An 18,806-nucleotide genomic window follows, 5' to 3' on the forward strand; every position below is an offset into this window, starting at 1 on the left:
GAGGAACGCCCGCCCAGAAGCTCCCCCGAGGGCCGCTGGACGGGCGTTCGGAGCCGCACAGTAACCGGTCGGGCTCCTGGTCAGACCGCCTGCCCCCCGACGCGACGGTGTGACAGGTAAGAGAGTGCCGTGTCGAGATAAACGAATGCTGAACGTCCGCGGCCGCTTGGCGGCAGAGAGTCGTTCAGGCTGCCGTGGCGGGTGCGAGCAGTGCGCGTACCTTGTCCGCCTCGACGGAGCCGCTCTGCTCGTAGAGGCCGAGTGCGTCGCGCCAGCAGGCCCTGGCCCGGTCCGCCTGGCTGAGCACGGCGAGGGCCTGCCCCAGAAGCGTAAGGACGTTGCCTCGCATTCGATCACCACCGATGCAGCCCAGCGCCAGAGCTTGCTCGGCGTGTTGCGCGGCTTGTCCGGGGCGATGGGCCGCCAGGTGGACCTCCGCGATCCGGAAGTTGGTCACTCCCTCCCAGAGCCGTTGCCTGTGGTCGCTGAAGATGCGCTGGGCATCGGAGAACTGTTCCAGGGCCTCGGAATGGCGACCGGCACTGGTCAGAGCCACGCCCACCGCGAAGTGACCGTTGGCGAGCCGTACCGTCCGGCCGAACTCCGCGTGTGCGGCGGCGCCCCGCTGGGCGAACTCGACCGCCTTCGTGACGTTGCCCATCCCCAGGTAGGCGCGGGAGAGATTGCACAGGGTGGTCGCCTCGAAGGGGCGGTTGCCCGCGGCACGCAGACCCTCGATGGCCTGGTCGAAGAAGGGCTTGCTGTCCGCGTACCGTCCCTGGTGGAGGCAGATGAGGCCTCGGTTGTTGGCGACCCAGCTGGTGGCGGTGTCGTCTCCCGCAGTCTCCGCCAGTTTCATCGCAAGCCTCGCCTCCTCCTCCGCCTGGGCGATGCGGCCGGAGACCAGGAGGACATCGGTGAGCGTCGTGCGGGCCCTGCCCTCGGCGTGGACGTCGCCGGAGGCCCGTGCGGCGTCGCACATCGCCCGTGCGGTCGTCTCGTACTGGTGGGAGTTGGCGCCGGACTCGGTGAGGTCCTTCGCCGCCCAGAGAAGGTCGACCGCGCGGCGCAGCCGGCCCGTGTCGGCGGACTGGCGCACACATGCCAGCAGCGGCGCGGCCTCGTTGTACAGCCAGTCCAGGGCCGCCGCCCCCTCGGTGAAGCGCAGGCCCGCGTACTCGGTCGGTTCCAGGTGGTCCACCAGGCGGTCGCCAGGACGCTCTGTCGCGTACACCCCCGCCGCCGTGGCCAGGTAGAAATCCAGCAGGCGGGACATCGCCGCGTCGCGTTCGGTGGGCGGTTGTTCGTCGCGTTCCGCGCATGCACGCGCGTAGAGGCGGACCAGGTCGTGGTAGCGGTAGCGGCCCGGGGCGGCGGATTCGAGGAGGGACGTGTCGACCAGGGACTCCAGGAGGTCCTCGGTGTCGTCGGGCGGCAGGTCCAGTACGGCGGCCGCCGCGGCCAGGGACATGTCCGGGCCGTCGGCCAGGCCGAGGAGGCGGAAGGCGCGGGCCTGGGCCGGCTCCAGCTGGCCGTAGCCGAGCTCGAACGTGGCCTTGACGGCGAGGTCGCCCGCCTGGAGTTCGTCGAGGCGGCGGCGCTCGTCGGCGAGCTTCGCGGCGAGCACGGAGACCGTCCAGGTGCGCCGCGCCGCGAGGCGGGACGCCGCGATGCGGATGGCGAGGGGGAGGAAGCCGCACGCGGCGACGACGTCGAGGGCCGCCTTGCGCTCGGAGGCGACGCGTTCCTCACCGACGATCCTCGTGAAGAGCTGGAGGGCCTCCTCGGGGGACATCACGTCCAGGTCGACGAGGTGCGCCCCGGCCAGGTCCACCATCCGTACCCGCGAGGTGACCAGCGCCGCGCACCCCTCCATGCCGGGGAGCAGCGGCCGCACCTGCGCGGCGTCACGGGCGTTGTCCAGGAGGACCAGGACGCGGCGCCCGTCCAGGGTGGAGCGGTACAGCGCGGCCCGCTCCTCCAGGGAGTCGGGGATCGCGGAGTCCGCCGTGCCGAGGGCGCGGAGGAAGGCGCCGAGCACCGTCTCCGGCTCGGCGGCCCGCGAGCCCGCGCCCTGGAGGTCGACGTACAGCTGCCCGTCGGGGAATGCGCCGCGCGCCTGGTGGGCGACGTGCACGGCGAGGGTCGTCTTGCCGACGCCGCCGATGCCGGCGAGCGCGGAGACGGCCATGACCCGGCCCTCGTCGGAGGAGGCGGCGGCCAGCACCTCGCTCAGCTCCTGCACGAAGGCGCCGCGACCGGTGAAGTCGCTGACGGTCGCGGGGAGTTGCGCGGGGCGCAAGGGCGTGGCGGCGGGCTCGTCGGCCGGGGCGGACGGTTCGGCCAGCCCCGGGTCGGCCTGGAGGATCCGCTGCTGGAGCTCCTGGAGGCCGGGGCGCGGGTCGACGCCGAGCTCGTCGGCGAGCAGCCGCCGCGTGTCCGCGAACACGGCCAGTGCTTCCGCCTGACGGCCGGACCGGTAGAGGGCGAGCATCAGCAGCTCGCGCAGACGCTCCCGCAGGGGGTGCGCCGCGGTGAGCGCGGTCAGCTCGGAGACGGCCTCCGCGTGGCAGCCCTGCTCCAGGTCCATCTCCAGGCGCGATTCCAGGAGTTGCAGCCGCCACTCGTCGAGCCGGGTGCGCTGTGTGTCGGCGTAGGGGCCGGGGATGCCGGCCAGCGGTTCCCCGGCCCACAGGCTCAGCGCCTTGCGGAGCAGGGCGCGCGCGTGCGCCAGGTCCCCGCTGCTCTTCGCCTTCTCGGCGTCCGCCGCCAGCTCCTGCGCGAGGGCGAGGTCGAGGGCTCCCTCGCCCGGCGTACGGATCGCGTAGCCGCCGGACTCGCTGATCAGGACACCGGGGTTGAGCACCTTCCGCAGCCGGGACGCGTACGTGCGGACCGCCGCCAGCGCCTGCGAGGGAGGTTCGGCGCCCCACAGGGCGTCGATCAGCTCACCGGCCGTGGCGGTGCGGCCCTCGCGCAGCAACAGCGCCGCCAGCAGAGCGCGTTGCTGCGGGGACCCGGTGGGAAGAGGCTCCGCCCCACGCCAGGCGCGCACCGGGCCGAGCACACTGAAGCGCAGAGCCACCGATTCCTCGGGGCCCTGCTGCTCCGGTACTCGCGGTACACCGTCCATCGCTGTCCCCCTGCCGAACCGTCAGTGCAACGAGCCCAGTTTGCCTTGTTCATGGCGGATGCGTCAGCCGTGGGAGACGCCGATCACAGGCAGTCGCCCCGACTCTCCGCAACGTCTCACAAGGTCCTCACACGGTCACCGCAGGACGGGCCCGCCGATTCGGGCTTGACCTCGGGTGCCGAACACGCGTTGTCTGAGGTCATGTCTGATCTTCGTATCGAGGCCGTGGAGGGCGAAGACGCCCTCAGGGACTGGCAGTACGTCCACAACACCATCATCCCGACCCACGTCCTGTCCCTCGACGACGTACGCGAGCGCGTCGGGCGCAACCACCTGGAGGTGGCGTACGCGGACGGTGTCCTCGTGGGCTGCTCGACCGTGCGGCCGCCCCAGGACGACGAGACGGCCACGGCCACCGTGATCGCCCGGGTTCTCCCCGGCCACCGGGGCCGGGGCTTCGGCGCCGCGATCCACGAGCGCGGACTGGAACGGGCGCGCGAACTGGGCGCCCGGACCGTCGAGACGGTCGCCTGGGCGGCCAACGAGGACGGGCTCCGGTTCGCCGAGAAGCACGGGTACGCCGAGTTCGAGCGGTATCTGCTGCCGGGGGACGACGTGTACTGGATCGAGCTGCGGCGGACGCGGGGCGAGTGAGGCGCGGATGCCGGGCGAGTGAGACGCGGGTGGCCGGCCCGCCCGGCGGTGCTTCCCGGGTCACCCGGGTCACCCGGTTCACCCGGGTCACCCGGTTCACCCGGGTCACCCGGGTCGCCCGGGTCCCCTCGCGCGCGACTGTCCGACCGGTCGGTATGGACTCCGCGGGCTCTTCCCGGTAGGAAGGTGGTGGTCCCGGCAGGCAGCGGGACCACCACCCCCACCGAGAGGCGGCTCATGCGGATCGCCACCACGATCTTCCTCACCGACGGGACGATCGCCCCGACGCGGCTCGCCCGCGAGCTGGAGCAGCGCGGATTCGCCGGGCTGTACCTGCCCGAGCACACCCACATCCCCGTCGAACGGACGACCCCGTACCCGGCGGGCGGTGAGCTGCCCCCGGAGTACGGCCGGACGCTGGACCCCTTCGTCGCCCTCGGCCAGGCCGCCGCGGTCACCGAGCGGCTCGGCCTCGGCACCGGGATCACGCTGGTCGCCCAGCACGACCCGATCGACCTGGCGAAGCAGGTCGCCACCCTCGACCACCTCTCCGGGGGCCGCTTCACGCTCGGTCTCGGCTTCGGCTGGAACGTGGAGGAGGCCGACGACCACGGCGTCCAGTGGCGGACCCGGCGTGAGCTGGGCCGGGACCGGATGGCGTTGATGCGGGCGCTGTGGAGCGAGGAACCGACCGCCTACGAGGGCGAGTTCGGGTCCGTACGGGCCAGCCACGCGCATCCCAAGCCGGTGCAGAAGCCGCGCGGGCCGGTCGTCGGCCCCCGCACGCTGATCGGCGGCGGTGCGGGCCCGAAGCTGTTCTCGCACATCGCCGAGTACGCGGACGGCTGGCTGCCGATCGGCGGGCGCGGTCTGACGGAGTCGCTGCCCGTCCTGCGTACCGCGTGGGCGGAGGCGGGCCGCGACGCGTCCGCGCTCCAGGTCGTCCCGTACGCCGTCGTGCCGAGCCCCGGCAAGCTCGCCCACTACGCGGACCTCGGTGTCGAGGAGGTCGTGCTCCAGCTGCCGCCGGGCGGGGAGTCCGAGGTGCTGCGGGCGCTCGACGCGTACGGGCGGTACGTGTAGCGGGCGCCGTCGGCGGGAGTCCGGGGGGCGGTGACCAGCCGGGTGGCCGGTACGTCCCGCGTTTTGCCTGATCACCGCAAACGTATGCTCGAAGGATGACGACTTCCGCGACCTCCGGAACCGGGCCGACGGCGAACTCCACGCGGCGCGCGCTGAGACGGGCGAGGGACGGCGTCGCCCTCGACGTCACCGAGGCGGCGGTGCTGCTCCAGGCGCGCGGCGAGGACCTCGACGACCTCGCCGCGTCCGCCGCCCGGGTCCGTGACGCCGGGCTGGAGGCGGCGGGCCGCGCCGGCGTCATCACGTACAGCAAGAGCGTCTTCGTGCCGCTCACGCGGCTGTGCCGCGACACCTGCCACTACTGCACGTTCGTCACCGTCCCCGGCAAGCTGCGCCGGGCCGGGCACGGGATGTTCATGTCCCCCGACGAGGTGCTGGACATCGCCCGCAAGGGCGCCGCGCTCGGCTGCAAGGAAGCGCTGATCACCCTCGGCGACAAGCCGGAGGACCGCTGGCCCGAGGCCCGTGAGTGGCTGGACGCGCACGGCTACGACGACACGATCGCCTACGTACGGGCCATCTCGATCCGCATCCTGGAGGAGACCGGACTCCTCCCGCACCTCAACCCCGGTGTGATGACCTGGACGGACTTCCAGCGCCTCAAGCCGGTCGCGCCCTCGATGGGCATGATGCTGGAGACCACCGCCACCCGCCTGTGGTCCGAGCCCGGCGGCCCCCATCACGGCTCCCCCGACAAGGAGCCCGCCGTACGGCTGCGTGTGCTGGAGGACGCCGGCCGCTCCTCCGTGCCCTTCACCTCCGGCCTCCTCATCGGCATCGGCGAGACGTACGAGGAGCGCGCCGAGTCCCTCTTCGCCCTCCGCAAGGTGTCGCGGGCCTACCACGGCATCCAGGAGCTGATCATCCAGAACTTCCGCGCCAAGCCGGACACGGCGATGCGCGGGATGCCGGACGCCGAGCTGGACGAACTGGTCGCCACGGTCGCCGTGGCCCGGCACATCATGGGCCCCAGCGCCTGCCTCCAGGCCCCGCCGAACCTGGTCGACAGCGAGTACGGGCGGCTCATCGGGGCCGGCGTCGACGACTGGGGCGGCGTCTCCCCGCTCACCATCGACCACGTGAACCCGGAGCGGCCCTGGCCGAGGATCGAGCAGCTGGCCCAGGAGTCCGCCGCGGCCGGCTTCGAGCTGCGCGAACGGCTCTGCGTGTACCCGGAGTTCGTGCGGCGCGGCGAGCCCTGGCTGGACCCGCGGCTGCTCCCGCACGTCACCGCGCTGGCCGACCCGCGCACGGGTCTCGCCCGCGAGGACGCCGTCGTCGAGGGGCACCCCTGGCAGGAACCGGACGAGGCGTTCACGTCCTCGGGGCGTACGGACCTGCACGCGTCGATCGACACCGAGGGCCGCACCGGCGACCGCCGCGAGGACTTCGACCACGTCTACGGCGACTGGGAGGCGCTGCGCGAGGCGGCGGCACCCGGCATGGTGCCGTCCCGCATCGACACGGACGTACGGGCGGCGCTGACGACCGCCGCCGACGACCCGGCCCGGCTCACCGACGACGAGGCCCTGGCCCTGCTGCACGCGGACGGCCCGGCGCTGGACGCCCTGTGCCGCGTCGCCGACGACGTGCGCAAGTCGGCGGTCGGCGACGACGTCACCTACATCGTCACGCGGAACATCAACTTCACGAACGTCTGCTACACCGGCTGCCGTTTCTGCGCCTTCGCCCAGCGCCGCACCGACGCCGACGCGTACACGCTCTCCCTGGACCAGGTCGCCGACCGGGCCCAGCAGGCGTGGGACGTCGGCGCGGTCGAGGTCTGCATGCAGGGCGGCATCCACCCGGACCTGCCCGGCACGGCGTACTTCGACATCGCGAGGGCGGTCAAGGCCCGCGTCCCCGGCATGCACGTGCACGCCTTCTCCCCGATGGAGGTCGTCAACGGCGCGACGCGCACCGGGATGTCGGTCCGCGAGTGGCTGACCGCAGCCAAGGAGGCGGGCCTCGACTCGATCCCCGGCACGGCCGCCGAGATCCTCGACGACGAGGTCCGCTGGGTCCTGACCAAGGGAAAACTGCCCACGGCCACCTGGATCGAGGTCGTCGAGACCGCCCACGAACTGGGCATCCGCTCCTCGTCCACGATGATGTACGGCCACGTCGACCAGCCCCGCCACTGGCTCGGCCACTTCCGGACGCTGGCCGGCATCCAGCAGCGCACCGGCGGCTTCACCGAGTTCGTCACCCTCCCGTTCATCCACACCAACGCCCCCGTCTACCTGGCCGGCATCGCCCGCCCCGGCCCCACCACCCGCGACAACCGCGCGGTCGTCGCCATGGCCCGCCTCCTCCTCCACCCGCACATCCCCAACATCCAGACCAGCTGGGTGAAGCTGGGCGCGGAGGGCGCGGCGGAGATGCTCCGCTCCGGCGCCAACGACCTCGGCGGCACCCTGATGGAGGAGACCATCTCCCGCATGGCGGGCTCGTCGTACGGCTCCTACAAGTCCGTCGAGGACCTGATCGCGGTCGCCGAAGCCGCCGGCCGCCCCGCCAGACCCCGCACCACCCTCTACGGCGAGGTCCCGGAGGAACGCCGCCGAGCGGCGGCGGCCTCGGACGGCCACCTGCCGGAACTGCTGCCGGTGCTCGACTGAGACGGATCCCGCACGCACGGCTCCCGCACGCGCACGGATCCCGCACCCTCTACCGACCGTTCCTGTTCGATTACAGTGCTGACCGGTGTCGGCCGGTGCGGCCGGTGTGAGCGAGCGGCGGGCGGGAGGTGGGGGTCGTGGGTGCCACGGGCGGGGCCGTGTGGGGCCGGGCCGAGCAGCAGGATTTCCGGAGCCGGGTGCGCGGGACCCTGCTGGGGGCCGCCGTCGGGGACGCGCTGGGGGCGCCGGTCGACGGGCTGGGTCTGGAGGAGGTCCGGGAGGCGCACGGGCCGCAGGGGCTCACCGATCTCGCCTTCGGGCACGGCAGGCGCGGCGCCGTCTCCCACCTCACGCAGCTCACCCTGTTCACCGTCGACGGGCTCATCCGCGCCCAGGTCCGCCGGGACACCGGCGCCTGGCACCCGCCCACCGATCTGCACCGGGCCTACCGCCGCTGGGCCGCGACCCAGAGCGACTGGGGGCCCGACGAGCGCCGCAAGGACGACGGCTGGCTGGCCCGCGAGGAGTGGCTGTACGCCCGCCGCGACCCGGCCCGGTCCTGCCTCCTCGGCCTCGGCGACGAGACCATGGGCACGCTCGACGCCCCGAAGAACCCCGGCGAACTCGGCCCCGAGGCCGTCGCGCGCTCCGCGCCCTTCGGGCTGCTCGTCGGCTGGGAGCCCCAGCTCGTCGTGCAGCTCGCCGTCGAGTGCGCCGCGCAGACCCACGGGCACCCCACGGCGTACCTGTCGGCGGGCGCGTACGCGGTCATCGTGCACGCGCTGGCCCGGGGCGAGAGCCTCGACGCGGCCGTGCAGCGGGCCCTCGCCCTGCTCGCCGAACGGCCGGGCAGGGAGCCCGTGACGGACGCGCTGCAGCACGCCCTGGGCGCCGTCCGGCAGGGGATACCGAGCCCCGGCCGGGTGGAGGAACTCGCCGGTGGGGGTACGGCGGAGGGGCTGCTCGCGGTCGCCGTGTACTGCGCGCTCGTCGGCGAGGACGTCCGCCAGGGACTGTGCCTCGCGGTGAACCACGGTGGCCCCTCGGCCGCGGCGGGCGCCCTGACCGGTGCGCTGCTCGGTGCCCTGCACGGCGAGACGGCCCTCCCGCCGGCCTGGCTGGCCGAACTGGAGGGCCGTCCCACGGTGCTGGTCCTGGCGGACGACTTCGCGATGGAGATGACCCAGGGTCCGTCCCTGCACGGCCCGGGGAGCTCGTCCCCGGGCTGGCTGGCCCGCTATCCGCGGGGCTGACCTCGGCCCCCGTCCGGCATTCGCGTTCGAGGCTTCGGCGAGCCCCTGGTCCCCTGGTCCGCTAGTCCTGCAGTCCTTCAGTCCTTCACCGGCGCCCGGACCGCCCCGTCCGCCGCACCCGCCGGTGAGGGAATCGCCGCCGCGCCCGCTCCGTCGCCGTCCCCGTCCGTGTTGATCATCTCGATCACCGCGTCCCGCTCCGGCGTGTCCTCCGGCTTCACCAGACCGATGACGACGTACAGGACGAGCGAGATCACCATCGGCACCGCCACCTGGTACTCCAGCTTGACGTCCGTCCGCTGCGAGAAGTCCAGGTTGTAGTTGACCAGGAAGAACGCCAGCAGGCCGCACGCCCAGCTGCCGAGCGCCGCCGTCGGCCCCGACTTACGGAACGGCCGCAGCAGCCCCAGGATGAACGGGATCGCGATCGGTCCCATCAGACCGGCGACCCACTTGATGACGACGGTGATGATGTCCTTGAACGTGGGGGAGTTGACCTGCGTCGCCACCGCCATGGACAGGCCGAGGAAGGCGACGGTCGTGACGCGTCCGGCGATCAGCCCGGCCCGGTTGTCCCACGCCCGCGCCGCCTTCGACAGCACCGGCGCCACGTCACGGGTGAAGACGGCGGCGATCGCGTTCGCGTCCGAGGAGCACATGGCCATCGTGTGCGAGAAGAAGCCGACGACGACCAGACCCAGCAGCCCGTGCGGCAGCAGCTGTTCCGTCATCAGGCCGTACGCGTCGGAGCCGTCCGGCTTCTGGGCGTCGACCAGCAGCGGCGCCAGCCACATCGGGATGAAGAGGATCAGCGGCCAGACGAACCACAGCGCCGCCGAGAGCATCGCGGAACGGGTCGCCTGCCTGGCGCTGCCGGTGGCCATGTAGCGCTGCGCCTGGTTCCACATGCCGCCGTTGTACTCGAACAGCTTGATGAACAGGTACGCGATGAAGAACACGGTGAGGTACGGCCCCGCGAACCCGTCGCCGTGGCCCTCCAGCTTGGGCGAGTCCAGCGCCTTGGACAGTCCGCCCTGGTCGGAGATCTTGTTCAGCGCGATGATCAGCATCGACAGGCCGGCCAGCAACTGGATGACGAACTGGCCGAGTTCGGTGAGCGCGTCGGCCCACAGCCCGCCGATCGTGCAGTAGACCGCGGTGATGCCGCCGGTGATGAGGATGCCCTGGGTCAGCGTGACCCCGGTGAAGACGCTGAGCAGCGTGGCGATGGCGGCCCACTTGGCGCCGACGTCCACGATCTTCAGCAGCATGCCCGACCAGGCGAGCGCCTGCTGGGTCGGCACGTTGTAGCGGTCCTTCAGGTACTCCAGGGGCGAGGCGACGTGCAGCCGCGACCTCAGCCGGTTGAGCCGCGGCGCGAACGCCTTGGCGCCGATCGCCACGCCGATGGCGATGGGCAGTGCCCAGGTGACGTACGAGGTGATGCCGTAGGTGTACGCGATGCCGGCGTAGCCGGTGAACATCACCGCGCTGTAGCCCGACATGTGGTGCGAGATGCCGGACAGCCACCAGGGCATCTTGCCGCCCGCGGTGAAGAAGTCGCTGACGTCGTCGACGCGTTTGTGGGACCAGACACCGATCGCCGTCATCACGCCGAAGTACGCGACCAGGACGGCCCAGTCGAGACCGTTCATGTGCCCCCTCCAGGGGTCCGCCTTGTGAACCTGCAGATACCGGACGGCACTTCGCCAGTACGTGCATGGGCGGCGCCCCCGTGCGGGAGCGGGGACTTCGGGGATTGAACCGCTGGTCCGACCGGCCGGTCAAGACCTCCGGCGGTCACAAATATGAACGCAGATCAGTAAGCCGAACGATTTTGCGTTCTCTTGACCCGTTGCCCGGTTGTCGTGCTCGTGACGCGGAACCCACGATGAGCGGGCACTTCGCCAGACCGGCACACACAGGAGAGCGCACGAGAGGGCGCGTGAACAGAGGGGTCGTACGGGATGCGGGTCCCGCACGGCCCGGGACGGAGGGTCGACGGCCACGCGGGGACGCGGCCGGACTCCGTCCTCGACGACCGGCTCGTCAGAGGAGCCGTCGGGCGGTTGTCAGAGAGGGGAACACGGGAGTGGACGCGGACACGAGAGTGCCCCCTCGGCCAGGACGGCGGGCCGGTCGAGAGGGCTCTGTCGGTAGCGGTGCGTCCGAGCCGGGCTGACGCTGTGGCCGGCGCGACGCATCAGGCGAGGTCGAAGGCTCCCCGGCCGACCTCGGTCACGAACGCGTTCCACGAGTCGGCGGGGAACGCCAGCGTGGGGCCCTGCGGCACCTTGGAGTCCCGTACGGCCAGATCCGCGGCGAGCGGTGACCTGACCTCGACACACGCGCCGTTGCCCGTGGAGTACGAGGACTTGGTCCAGGTGTCCGTGGCGCCTTGCTGAATTGCCATTTTTGCTCCGGTAGCCAGTCGTTGAGTTACTGTCACCGCACCGCGGGGTCCATCTGGAACCAGCTGTTCGGTTCGCGCCACCGCTGTTGCTCGATGGCGTGATCGACGCTACTCGCCAACATCGCCCGGTGAGGGAGGCGTTCACTCGACCGGGTGGCATTTACCTATGAGGTATTCCCCCATGTGCGACCCGGGTATATCGTGCGCTCTTTTCCCTCTTCCGGCCCCTTCACGGCCATCGCCGCCTCAGAGGGCGTACTCCTTCGCGATTTTCGTGATGAACTGCAGGGACTGCTCCACGTTCAGCGCCTGGGCCCGCAGATGCTCGTACATCACGCTGTACTTCTGCACGTCCGCGGCCTTCTCCAGATAGAGGTCGCTGGTGACACCCTCGATGTAGACGACGCTGGAATCGGCCGCGTCGGGGAACTCCAGGATCGCGTACTGCCCGTTGAGCCCGGGGTGCGCGCCCATCTCGAAGGGGATCACCTGCACGGTGACGTGCGGCAGCTGGGACTGCTCGACCAGGTGCTCCAACTGCTCCCGCATCAGGGAGCGGTTGCCGACGACCCGGCGCAGCGCGGCCTCGTCGAGGACCGTCCAGAGGCGCAGCGGGTTCTCCGGGGCGGAGATGCGCTCCTGCCTGCGCAGCCTGACCTGAACGCGCTTGTCGATGTCACCGGCGGCGGTCTCGGGCAGCGCGCCGGCGATCAGGGCCTCCGCGTACGGCCGGGTCTGCAGGAGGCCGGGGACGACCTGCGGGTCGTACACGCGCAGTGAGGCGGCGTCGGTCTCCAGCCCGATGTAGACGCTGTACGGGATGTCGCCGAAGGAGTGCCACCAGCCCTGCTGCCGGGAGTCCTTGGCCATCTGCATCAGCGAGTCGACGATCCGGTGGTCCTCGACCTCGTACACGCCGCAGAGGTCGCGGACATCGCGCTGACTGATGCTGCGGCGGCCGTTCTCCAGACGACTGATCTTCGACTGGGAGACGAGCAGCCTTTCGGCGACCTCTTCGGCTGTCATGCCCTTGAGTTCGCGGAGCCGGCGCAGCTCCTGGCCGAGCCGACGGCGCCGGACGGTGGGATTGACATTGGACGCCACGGGACGTGCACCTCCGGCTGCGTGCTCTACTTTGCGTATCTGCTGTTGAGCAGACTGCCACCAAGGTGCTTTCTACCGCTGGGAAACCGCGGATATGCGAAGCCGGTGAAGAACGCGCGGCCGCGCGGGGCGGTGGCGCCGTCCCGTCGTCCTGACGTACGGCCCCACCGCCCCGCGCGGATCAGCGGCTCCCGGACCGGTTGTCGGTGACTGCGGTGCGGCGGTGTGCTGTAAGTGCGCTGCGGTGCTGGCTGGTTCGTCCCGCGGGCGCGTCATGTGCGCCGCGCGCCGCGGTGATGTGTGCGGATACCGGCTCAGTGGGCCACGACGCGCGCCATGGATCCGTGGCGCGGCTGCATCGGCACCCCTGGGGCCCCTCGGGCGGGTTCAGGTGTGGACCTGACCCCGGCGGTGGCCGGACGGCCCACCGGTGCCGCATTGCGGCGTGGCTGTGCTCCCGCGCCGTTCTGGACGTCCATGACCGCGTGCGCCACGAGGCCGCCCATGGGGTCGTGCCTGATCAGGTCCCGGAGCCGGGAGCGTGATGAACGCCCCTCGTTCCCCGGGTAGAGGTGCTTGCCGAGTCCGACCGCGTGGGCCAGTGCGGCGAGCGCCGCGGTCCGCGGGTCCGGCGGTACGCCGGTGCGGATCGCGTTGTCCAGCCGGGACCTGATCTCCCGGCTGATGGCCGTGTCCGTCGCCTGGTAGCGAGTCGTCGGCAGCACCCCGCACATCTGGCCGGCCACGGCATGGACCATGCCGCACCTCTCCAGATGCGAGAGATAGGTCTGACGCAGCCCGAGTCGGGGCCCGCCAATCCAGTTCACAGCGCGTACAGGGGCTCCGCGTCGGCGCAGCAGCTCCAACGCACAGTCCAGTGTCGGATCTCCAGTCGGCCGTGGCACCACCACGGCGATACGATCCCCGTCTGGGGCTATCCGTCCGGCCAGCGCCAGCTCCACTAGCTGTGCTCCGGCCAGACCGAGGTCGAGCGACTGCGGCTGCGCAGTGGTACCCGTGGTCGGGTCCAGTGCCAGCAGCAGAAGCTCCTCCGGAATTGTTCTGCGGCTCCTGCCCATCCATGCCTCCCCGCGTGGATGAATGACAGGGTGACCCCTCTCACATTGGTCTGTCGAGGGTGCGTGACCTGTTTGTAGTGGAACCAGTAGGTATGTCGTTCTCGTCTAGCGGGGCGGGTAAGCCCACACACAGGACACTGGTACATGGTTCGGACAGCCTGTGTCCGGGCGGCGGTTCATGGTTCGGTTGGGCGCACGGAGCACGTGTGAACAAGGAGGAGGCATCGGTGGCGGGCGAGTCCCCCGACAGGTCGAAGCAGCACGAGTCGTCGGCAGAACCGACGTCGGGGAGTCCGGCCGTGGTTCCCGGGCCGGCGAAACCGGTCACGGATCCGCGCCTGGCGGTGGCCAGGGAACCCGCGGCGACGGTCCGGGTGGACCAGGCGACGGCGGTGTTCTCCACCCGGTCGGTGAAGACCGCGGGCGAGTCCGGTTCCCAGGACGCCGGTGAGTCCGGCTCCGCGGATGCCGGTGAGTCCGGTTCCCCGGCCGCGGGTGGGTCCGGTGCCGAGTCGGGCCGGGAGTCCGGCGGCGGCCCGGAGGCGGCCGACGACTCCGGTGAGCCGAACGCGTCCGGCGGGGAGCGTGACGCCCGCCTGCGGGCCGCGGTCGCCGCGTGGGTGTCGAGCGCGGACGCGCGGACCGCGGACGGGAAGACGTCCGGGGGCGCGGAGGACGGCGCCGTGAGCGGCGCGGAGGACGTGGACGGCGCGGCGGACGACGGCGAGCGCGCCGCGTCCGGCGGGGCCGGAAGCGAGGACTCCGCCGCGGGCGACTCCGGCGACCGGCCCGCGGCCGGTGCGCCGAGCGCGGACGCCGAGGAGGCCGATGCCGACGCGGACGACGCCGACGCCGACGCCGACGCGGTGCCGGGTGCGGTGGACGACGCCGACGACGACACCGACGCCGACGGCGACGGCGCCCGGGAGACCGACGCGGCCTCCCGCGGCACCGACGGTTCGGACACGGCCGAGCGGCCGGCCGCCGCCCCGACGACGCGGGTTTCCGGCGCGCTTGACGCGGACGGGACCGGTGCGGCCCCCGACGCCGACACTGCCTCGGGACCCGACGCCGACGATGCCCCGGTCTCCGACGCTGCCCCGGCCTCGGTCCCCGCCGACGGTCCGGTCTCCGGTGCGAAGGAGCGGGGCGCGGGTCAGGACTCGCGGGACGACGCCGACGCAGATCCCGACGCCGACGCCGACGCAGAGGCCGACTCCGTCTCCGACGCCGGGAAGGTGACCGCCGGCACGTCCGGCTCGGCCGGGCGTGCGGGGTCCGAGGACGCCGACGCCCCGGAGAAGCCCTCCGAGCGGTCCGGCGGGGCCGGGAGCGCGGCCTCCGCGTCCGCCCCCGAGAAGCCGGCCGCCGAGAAGCCGGCCGCCGAGAAGCCGGGCCCCGGCAAGAGCGACGGCGACAGCGACGGCGACAGCGACGGCGACGGTGACGGTGACGCGGGCGAGGACGCCGCCGAGCCCGTCGACCAGCCCACCGCCGTCTTCAAGGCGCCCCGGCCGCCGGCCGTGGACCAGCCGACCACCATGCTCAAGCTGGGCGGCGCCGCCAAGCCCAGGACGCAGCCCGAGCCGAAGGCCGATCCCGAGCCGCAGCCGAAGCCGAAGGCCGACCCCGAGCCCCGGCGCGAGTCCGGGCGGCCCGCGCCCGGCGGCGACGCCGACCCGGAGTCGCCCGCCGAGCGCACCAGCAAGTTCGTCGCGCTGAAGCCGCTCACCGACGCCCCGCCCGTCAGACCCGCCGACCGGACCGCCGCCGTTCCGCAGGTCGGACCCGAGCGGACGACGCAGCAGCCGCTGCCTCCGAAGCCGCCGCTGGATCTGCTGGCCGAGCTGACGAACACGCCGCCGCCTCCGGAGACCCCGGTGCGCACGGCGGTGCGGCGGGTCAAGATCTGGACCCCGCTGGTCCTCCTCCTCGCCGTGATCTTTGCGGTCGCACAGGCCGTGCGCCCGCTCCCGGCGGCCGCTCTCGGCCTCAGCGCCGACAGCACGTACACCTTCGAGGGCGGCACGCTCGACCTGCCCTGGCCCGGTCAGGGGCAGTCCGCGATCGAGGTCGAGGGCGTAGGCGTCATCGGCACCGAGGGCAAGCAGACCCCCACCCCCACGGCGAGCGTCGCCAAGATCATGACGGCGTACGTCATCCTCCAGGAGCACCCGCTCAAGGGTGACGAGGGCGGCGAGAAGATCACCGTCGACCAGCAGGCCGAGGACGAGTCGAAGAACGAGGACGAGTCGACGGCGGCCGTGACCAAGGGCCAGAAGTTCACCGAGCGCCAGGTGCTGCAGATGCTGATGATCCCGTCCGGGAACAACGCGGCGCGGCTGCTGGCCCGGTGGGACTCCTCGCCCGACGCGTTCCTGGCGAAGATGAACGCCGCGGCGAAGAAGCTCGGCATGACACAGACGAAGTACACCGACCCGAGCGGTCTCAAGAAGTCGACCGTCAGCACGGCCACCGACCAGATCAAGCTGGCCAAGGCCGTGATGCAGAACGAGGTGTTCCGCAGCATCGTCGGGATGGCCAAGGCCGACATCCCCGGTCTCGACAAGCCCATCTACAACAACAACGACCTGCTGGTGCAGCAGGTCGGTGTGATCGGTCTCAAGACCGGTTCGTCGACCCCCGCGGGCGGCAACCTCGTGTGGGCGGCGACCAAGACCGTGGACGGCAAGCAGCAGACGATCTACGGCGCGGTCATGCACCAGGACGCCGGCACGGGCCGCGTCTGGGACAGCCTCCACCTGGCGATCACCAACAGCCAGAAGCTGATCGACAAGGTCCAGAAGAGCCTGACCTCCGCCACCGTGGTGAAGAAGGGCGACGTCGTCGGCTACGTGGACGACCAGCTCGGCGGCAAGACCCCGGTCGTCGCCACCAAGAACATGAAGGCGGTCGGCTGGCCCGGACTGAAGACGAAGATCTCGATCGGCACGGGCGGCAAGACGGTCCCGCACTCGGCCAAGGCCGGCACGGTCGTCGGTGAGCTGACGGTGGGCGACGGGTCGGACCACGCGGTCACGGTGCCCGTGGCGCTCCGGTCGGACCTCGCCGAGCCCGGCTTCGGCGCCAAGCTGACCCGCGTCGCCTGACCGGGACGGCATCGGACGGCACGGCACCGCACCCCGTCGGGGGAGGGCCCACCCGGGCGCCCCTCGGCGGGGTGCGTGCTAGCGTCCGAGACCGGGGCAGGTCGCGGCCGCGCGTCCCGGCAGAGAACGGAAGAACGGGACACGGGGAGTACCTTCAAGTGGCCACAGCGGAGCCGACACACGCCGACGACGCCGACCCGGGTCCAGGGTCCGGCCCGCGAATACCGCTGCCCGCGGACACCCCCGGCACCGGCGGAGGCGACGACCGGACGGCCAGGAGCCCCGGGACACCCGACGCGCCCGATGCCCCCGAGACCGACGACCGGGGCGCCGAGCCGCACGGTGACGGGACCCCGGGCGCCGACGCCGACGACCGCGACGCCGGGCCGCACGAGGGCGGGGTACCCGACGCCGAACCCGACGTCGAACCCGGCACCGCACCCGAACCCGACGCCGACGACACCCCTGGCGAAGCCGCGCCCCCGGCCGCTTCGCCACCCCTGATCCGTTTCCTCCGCCACCCCGTCACGATCGCGACCGTCCTGGCCGGCGTGCTCCACGTGGTGTGGTTCTTCACGTTCGCCAACAGCGGCGGCGACCTCGCCGCGCAGGACGCGTGGGCCGAGTTCGTCGGGCGGCACCCCGACTCCGCGTACAACCTCGCCTGGTACGGCGGGATGCACCCGGTGTCGTACAGCGTGGTGTCGCCGTACCTGATGTCGGTCCTCGGCGTCCGTACGACGATGATGATCGCGGGGACGGTCTCGGCCGCGCTGCTGACGATGATCCTCATCCGCAGCCGCGCCGTACGGAACCCCCTGCCGGCCGCCCTCGCCGGCGTCTTCGCCCTGCTGTGCAACGCGGCCTCGGGCCGGGTGACGTTCGGGCTCGGACTGGTGTTCGCGCTCGGGGCGACCGCCGTCGTCTTCTGCTGGCCCTACCGCTGGCGTTACAAGCGCTGGGCCAAGGCCCTGTGCGCCGCGCCGCTCGCCGCCGCCGCGACGGCCGCCTCGCCGGTGGCCGGACTCTTCGTGGGTCTGGTGGCGGTCGCGCTGTTCCTGCAGAAGCGGCGACCGGGGGCGTACGCGCTCGGCATCGCCCCGGCGATCGTGGTCGGCCTGTCCGCCTGGCTGTTCCCCTTCTCCGGCACCCAGCCCATGTCGTTCGGCTCGGCCTCGCTGCCCCTGCTGTACTCCGTGTTCGTCTTCGCGCTGGTCCCCAGGACGTGGAAGACGGTACGGATCACGTCGGCCGTGTACGGGCTGTCCGTCTTCCTGGTCTGGCTGATCAACTCGCAGATCGGCTCCAACATCACCCGGCTGCCGATGCTCTTCGCGGGCGTCGCGCTGCTCGCCGCGCTGCCGTTCACCGTGCCGCGCACCCGCAAGTGGTACGCGGTGATCATCACCTTCGCCGGACTCTGCGGCTGGATCGGCTACAAGTCGGTCGACGACATCGTGCACACGACACCCGAGGCGTCCTGGGCGCGGGAGCTCGCGCCGCTCGTCAACCAGCTCCAGGTCGTCGGCGCCGAGAAGGGCCGCGTCGAGGTGGTCCCGGCCCGCTCCCACCGCGAGGCCTCGGCGCTCGCCCCCTACGTGAACCTGGCCCGTGGCTGGCTGCGCCAGGCCGACATGGAGCGCAACCCCCTCTTCTACGACGACACCCTGAACTCCGCGAACTACCACGAATGGCTGCAGCGCTGGGCCGTCCACTACGTCGTGCTGCCCAAGGGCGAGCCCGACGGGGACGGCGGCCAGCGGGAGCGGCAGCTGATCCTGCGGGGGATGCCGTATCTGAAGCAGGTGTGGGGCGACGCGAACTGGCAGCTGTTCGCGGTCACCGACCCGGTGCCGCTCGCCGACCCGCCCGCCGTCGTCGACCGCGCCGAACAGGGCGAGCTGACGATCGAGGTCAAGAAGGCGGGCCGGGTCCTCATCCGTATCCCGTACTCCCCGTGGCTCGGCCTCGTCGACGCCGACGGCGAGAGCGTGAAGCCGCCGCAGGAGACCGAGGAGTCCAAGCACCGCGCGGAGGGCACCGCGAAGACGTTCGAGAACGTCAGCGGCTGCCTGATGGAGACGGAGGAGGACACGAAGGGCGACAAGTGGACGGAGCTGCTGGCCCCGGCCCCCGGCGTCTACCGCCTCGCGGCCCCCTACCAGCTCCCGCGCGGCACCCCGTGCCCGGAGGAACTGCGCTGAGAGGCGGCGCCCCGTGCCCGGAGGGGCGGCGCTGAGACGCGCGGCGCCCGCGCACTGAGGGGCCGCGCCGGGACGCGGTCCCTCCGGACGGC

General features: G+C 72.1%; 11 protein-coding genes. 6 read left to right on the forward strand and 5 right to left on the reverse strand.

What is annotated here, in order from left to right; translation table 11 throughout:
* Positions 1 to 184: 184 nt before the first annotated feature.
* Positions 185 to 3,133 (reverse strand): BTAD domain-containing putative transcriptional regulator, encoded by a 2,949-nt coding sequence (locus ACFY93_RS21730; RefSeq protein WP_391361451.1) that lies wholly within the window; start codon positions 3,131 to 3,133, stop codon positions 185 to 187.
* Between the two features lie 201 nt (positions 3,134 to 3,334).
* Between ACFY93_RS21730 and ACFY93_RS21735 the strand changes: the two genes are divergently transcribed.
* The 4 genes from ACFY93_RS21735 (at position 3,335) to ACFY93_RS21750 (ending at position 8,804) form a co-directional block, all read left to right on the forward strand.
* Entirely contained in the window at positions 3,335 to 3,787 is a 453-nt protein-coding gene (locus ACFY93_RS21735; RefSeq protein WP_391361453.1) for a GNAT family N-acetyltransferase, read from the forward strand.
* Positions 3,788 to 4,024: 237 nt separating this feature from the next.
* Positions 4,025 to 4,870, forward strand: coding sequence for a TIGR03619 family F420-dependent LLM class oxidoreductase (locus ACFY93_RS21740; protein WP_391361583.1), 846 nt, complete (start codon positions 4,025 to 4,027; stop codon positions 4,868 to 4,870).
* Between the two features lie 95 nt (positions 4,871 to 4,965).
* Positions 4,966 to 7,551, forward strand: coding sequence for a bifunctional FO biosynthesis protein CofGH (locus ACFY93_RS21745; protein WP_391361455.1), 2,586 nt, complete (start codon positions 4,966 to 4,968; stop codon positions 7,549 to 7,551).
* Between the two features lie 137 nt (positions 7,552 to 7,688).
* Positions 7,689 to 8,804, forward strand: coding sequence for an ADP-ribosylglycohydrolase family protein (locus ACFY93_RS21750; protein WP_391361457.1), 1,116 nt, complete (start codon positions 7,689 to 7,691; stop codon positions 8,802 to 8,804).
* Between the two features lie 77 nt (positions 8,805 to 8,881).
* Here the strand turns inward: ACFY93_RS21750 and ACFY93_RS21755 are convergent, their stop codons facing one another.
* From ACFY93_RS21755 to ACFY93_RS21770, 4 genes are all read right to left on the reverse strand, one after another.
* Positions 8,882 to 10,459 carry a sodium:solute symporter family protein gene (locus ACFY93_RS21755; RefSeq protein WP_391361459.1) on the reverse strand — a complete coding sequence of 526 codons (1,578 nt, stop codon included), beginning with the start codon at positions 10,457 to 10,459 and terminating at the stop codon, positions 8,882 to 8,884.
* A gap of 548 nt (positions 10,460 to 11,007) precedes the next feature.
* Positions 11,008 to 11,217 (reverse strand): DUF397 domain-containing protein, encoded by a 210-nt coding sequence (locus ACFY93_RS21760; RefSeq protein ID WP_391361462.1) that lies wholly within the window; start codon positions 11,215 to 11,217, stop codon positions 11,008 to 11,010.
* A 246-nt stretch (positions 11,218 to 11,463) separates the two neighbouring features.
* Positions 11,464 to 12,321 (reverse strand): Scr1 family TA system antitoxin-like transcriptional regulator, encoded by an 858-nt coding sequence (locus ACFY93_RS21765; protein WP_391361464.1) that lies wholly within the window; start codon positions 12,319 to 12,321, stop codon positions 11,464 to 11,466.
* A gap of 314 nt (positions 12,322 to 12,635) precedes the next feature.
* Positions 12,636 to 13,400, reverse strand: a complete 765-nt coding sequence (locus tag ACFY93_RS21770; protein WP_391361467.1) for a GPP34 family phosphoprotein — start codon at positions 13,398 to 13,400, stop codon at positions 12,636 to 12,638.
* A 206-nt stretch (positions 13,401 to 13,606) separates the two neighbouring features.
* Here ACFY93_RS21770 and ACFY93_RS21775 point away from each other — a divergent pair, with 206 nt between their 5' ends.
* Together ACFY93_RS21775 and ACFY93_RS21780 are read left to right on the forward strand one after the other, a co-directional pair.
* The gene (locus tag ACFY93_RS21775) at positions 13,607 to 16,510 is read left to right on the forward strand and encodes a serine hydrolase (protein WP_391361470.1); all 2,904 of its coding nucleotides are present in this window, start codon (positions 13,607 to 13,609) and stop codon (positions 16,508 to 16,510) included.
* 158 nt (positions 16,511 to 16,668) lie between these two features.
* Entirely contained in the window at positions 16,669 to 18,714 is a 2,046-nt protein-coding gene (locus tag ACFY93_RS21780) for an MFS transporter (RefSeq protein WP_391361472.1), read from the forward strand.
* The last annotated feature ends 92 nt before the right edge of the window (positions 18,715 to 18,806 follow it).

This window comes from Streptomyces sp. NPDC008313 (genome assembly GCF_042956125.1).
GTDB lineage: Bacteria > Actinomycetota > Actinomycetes > Streptomycetales > Streptomycetaceae > Streptomyces.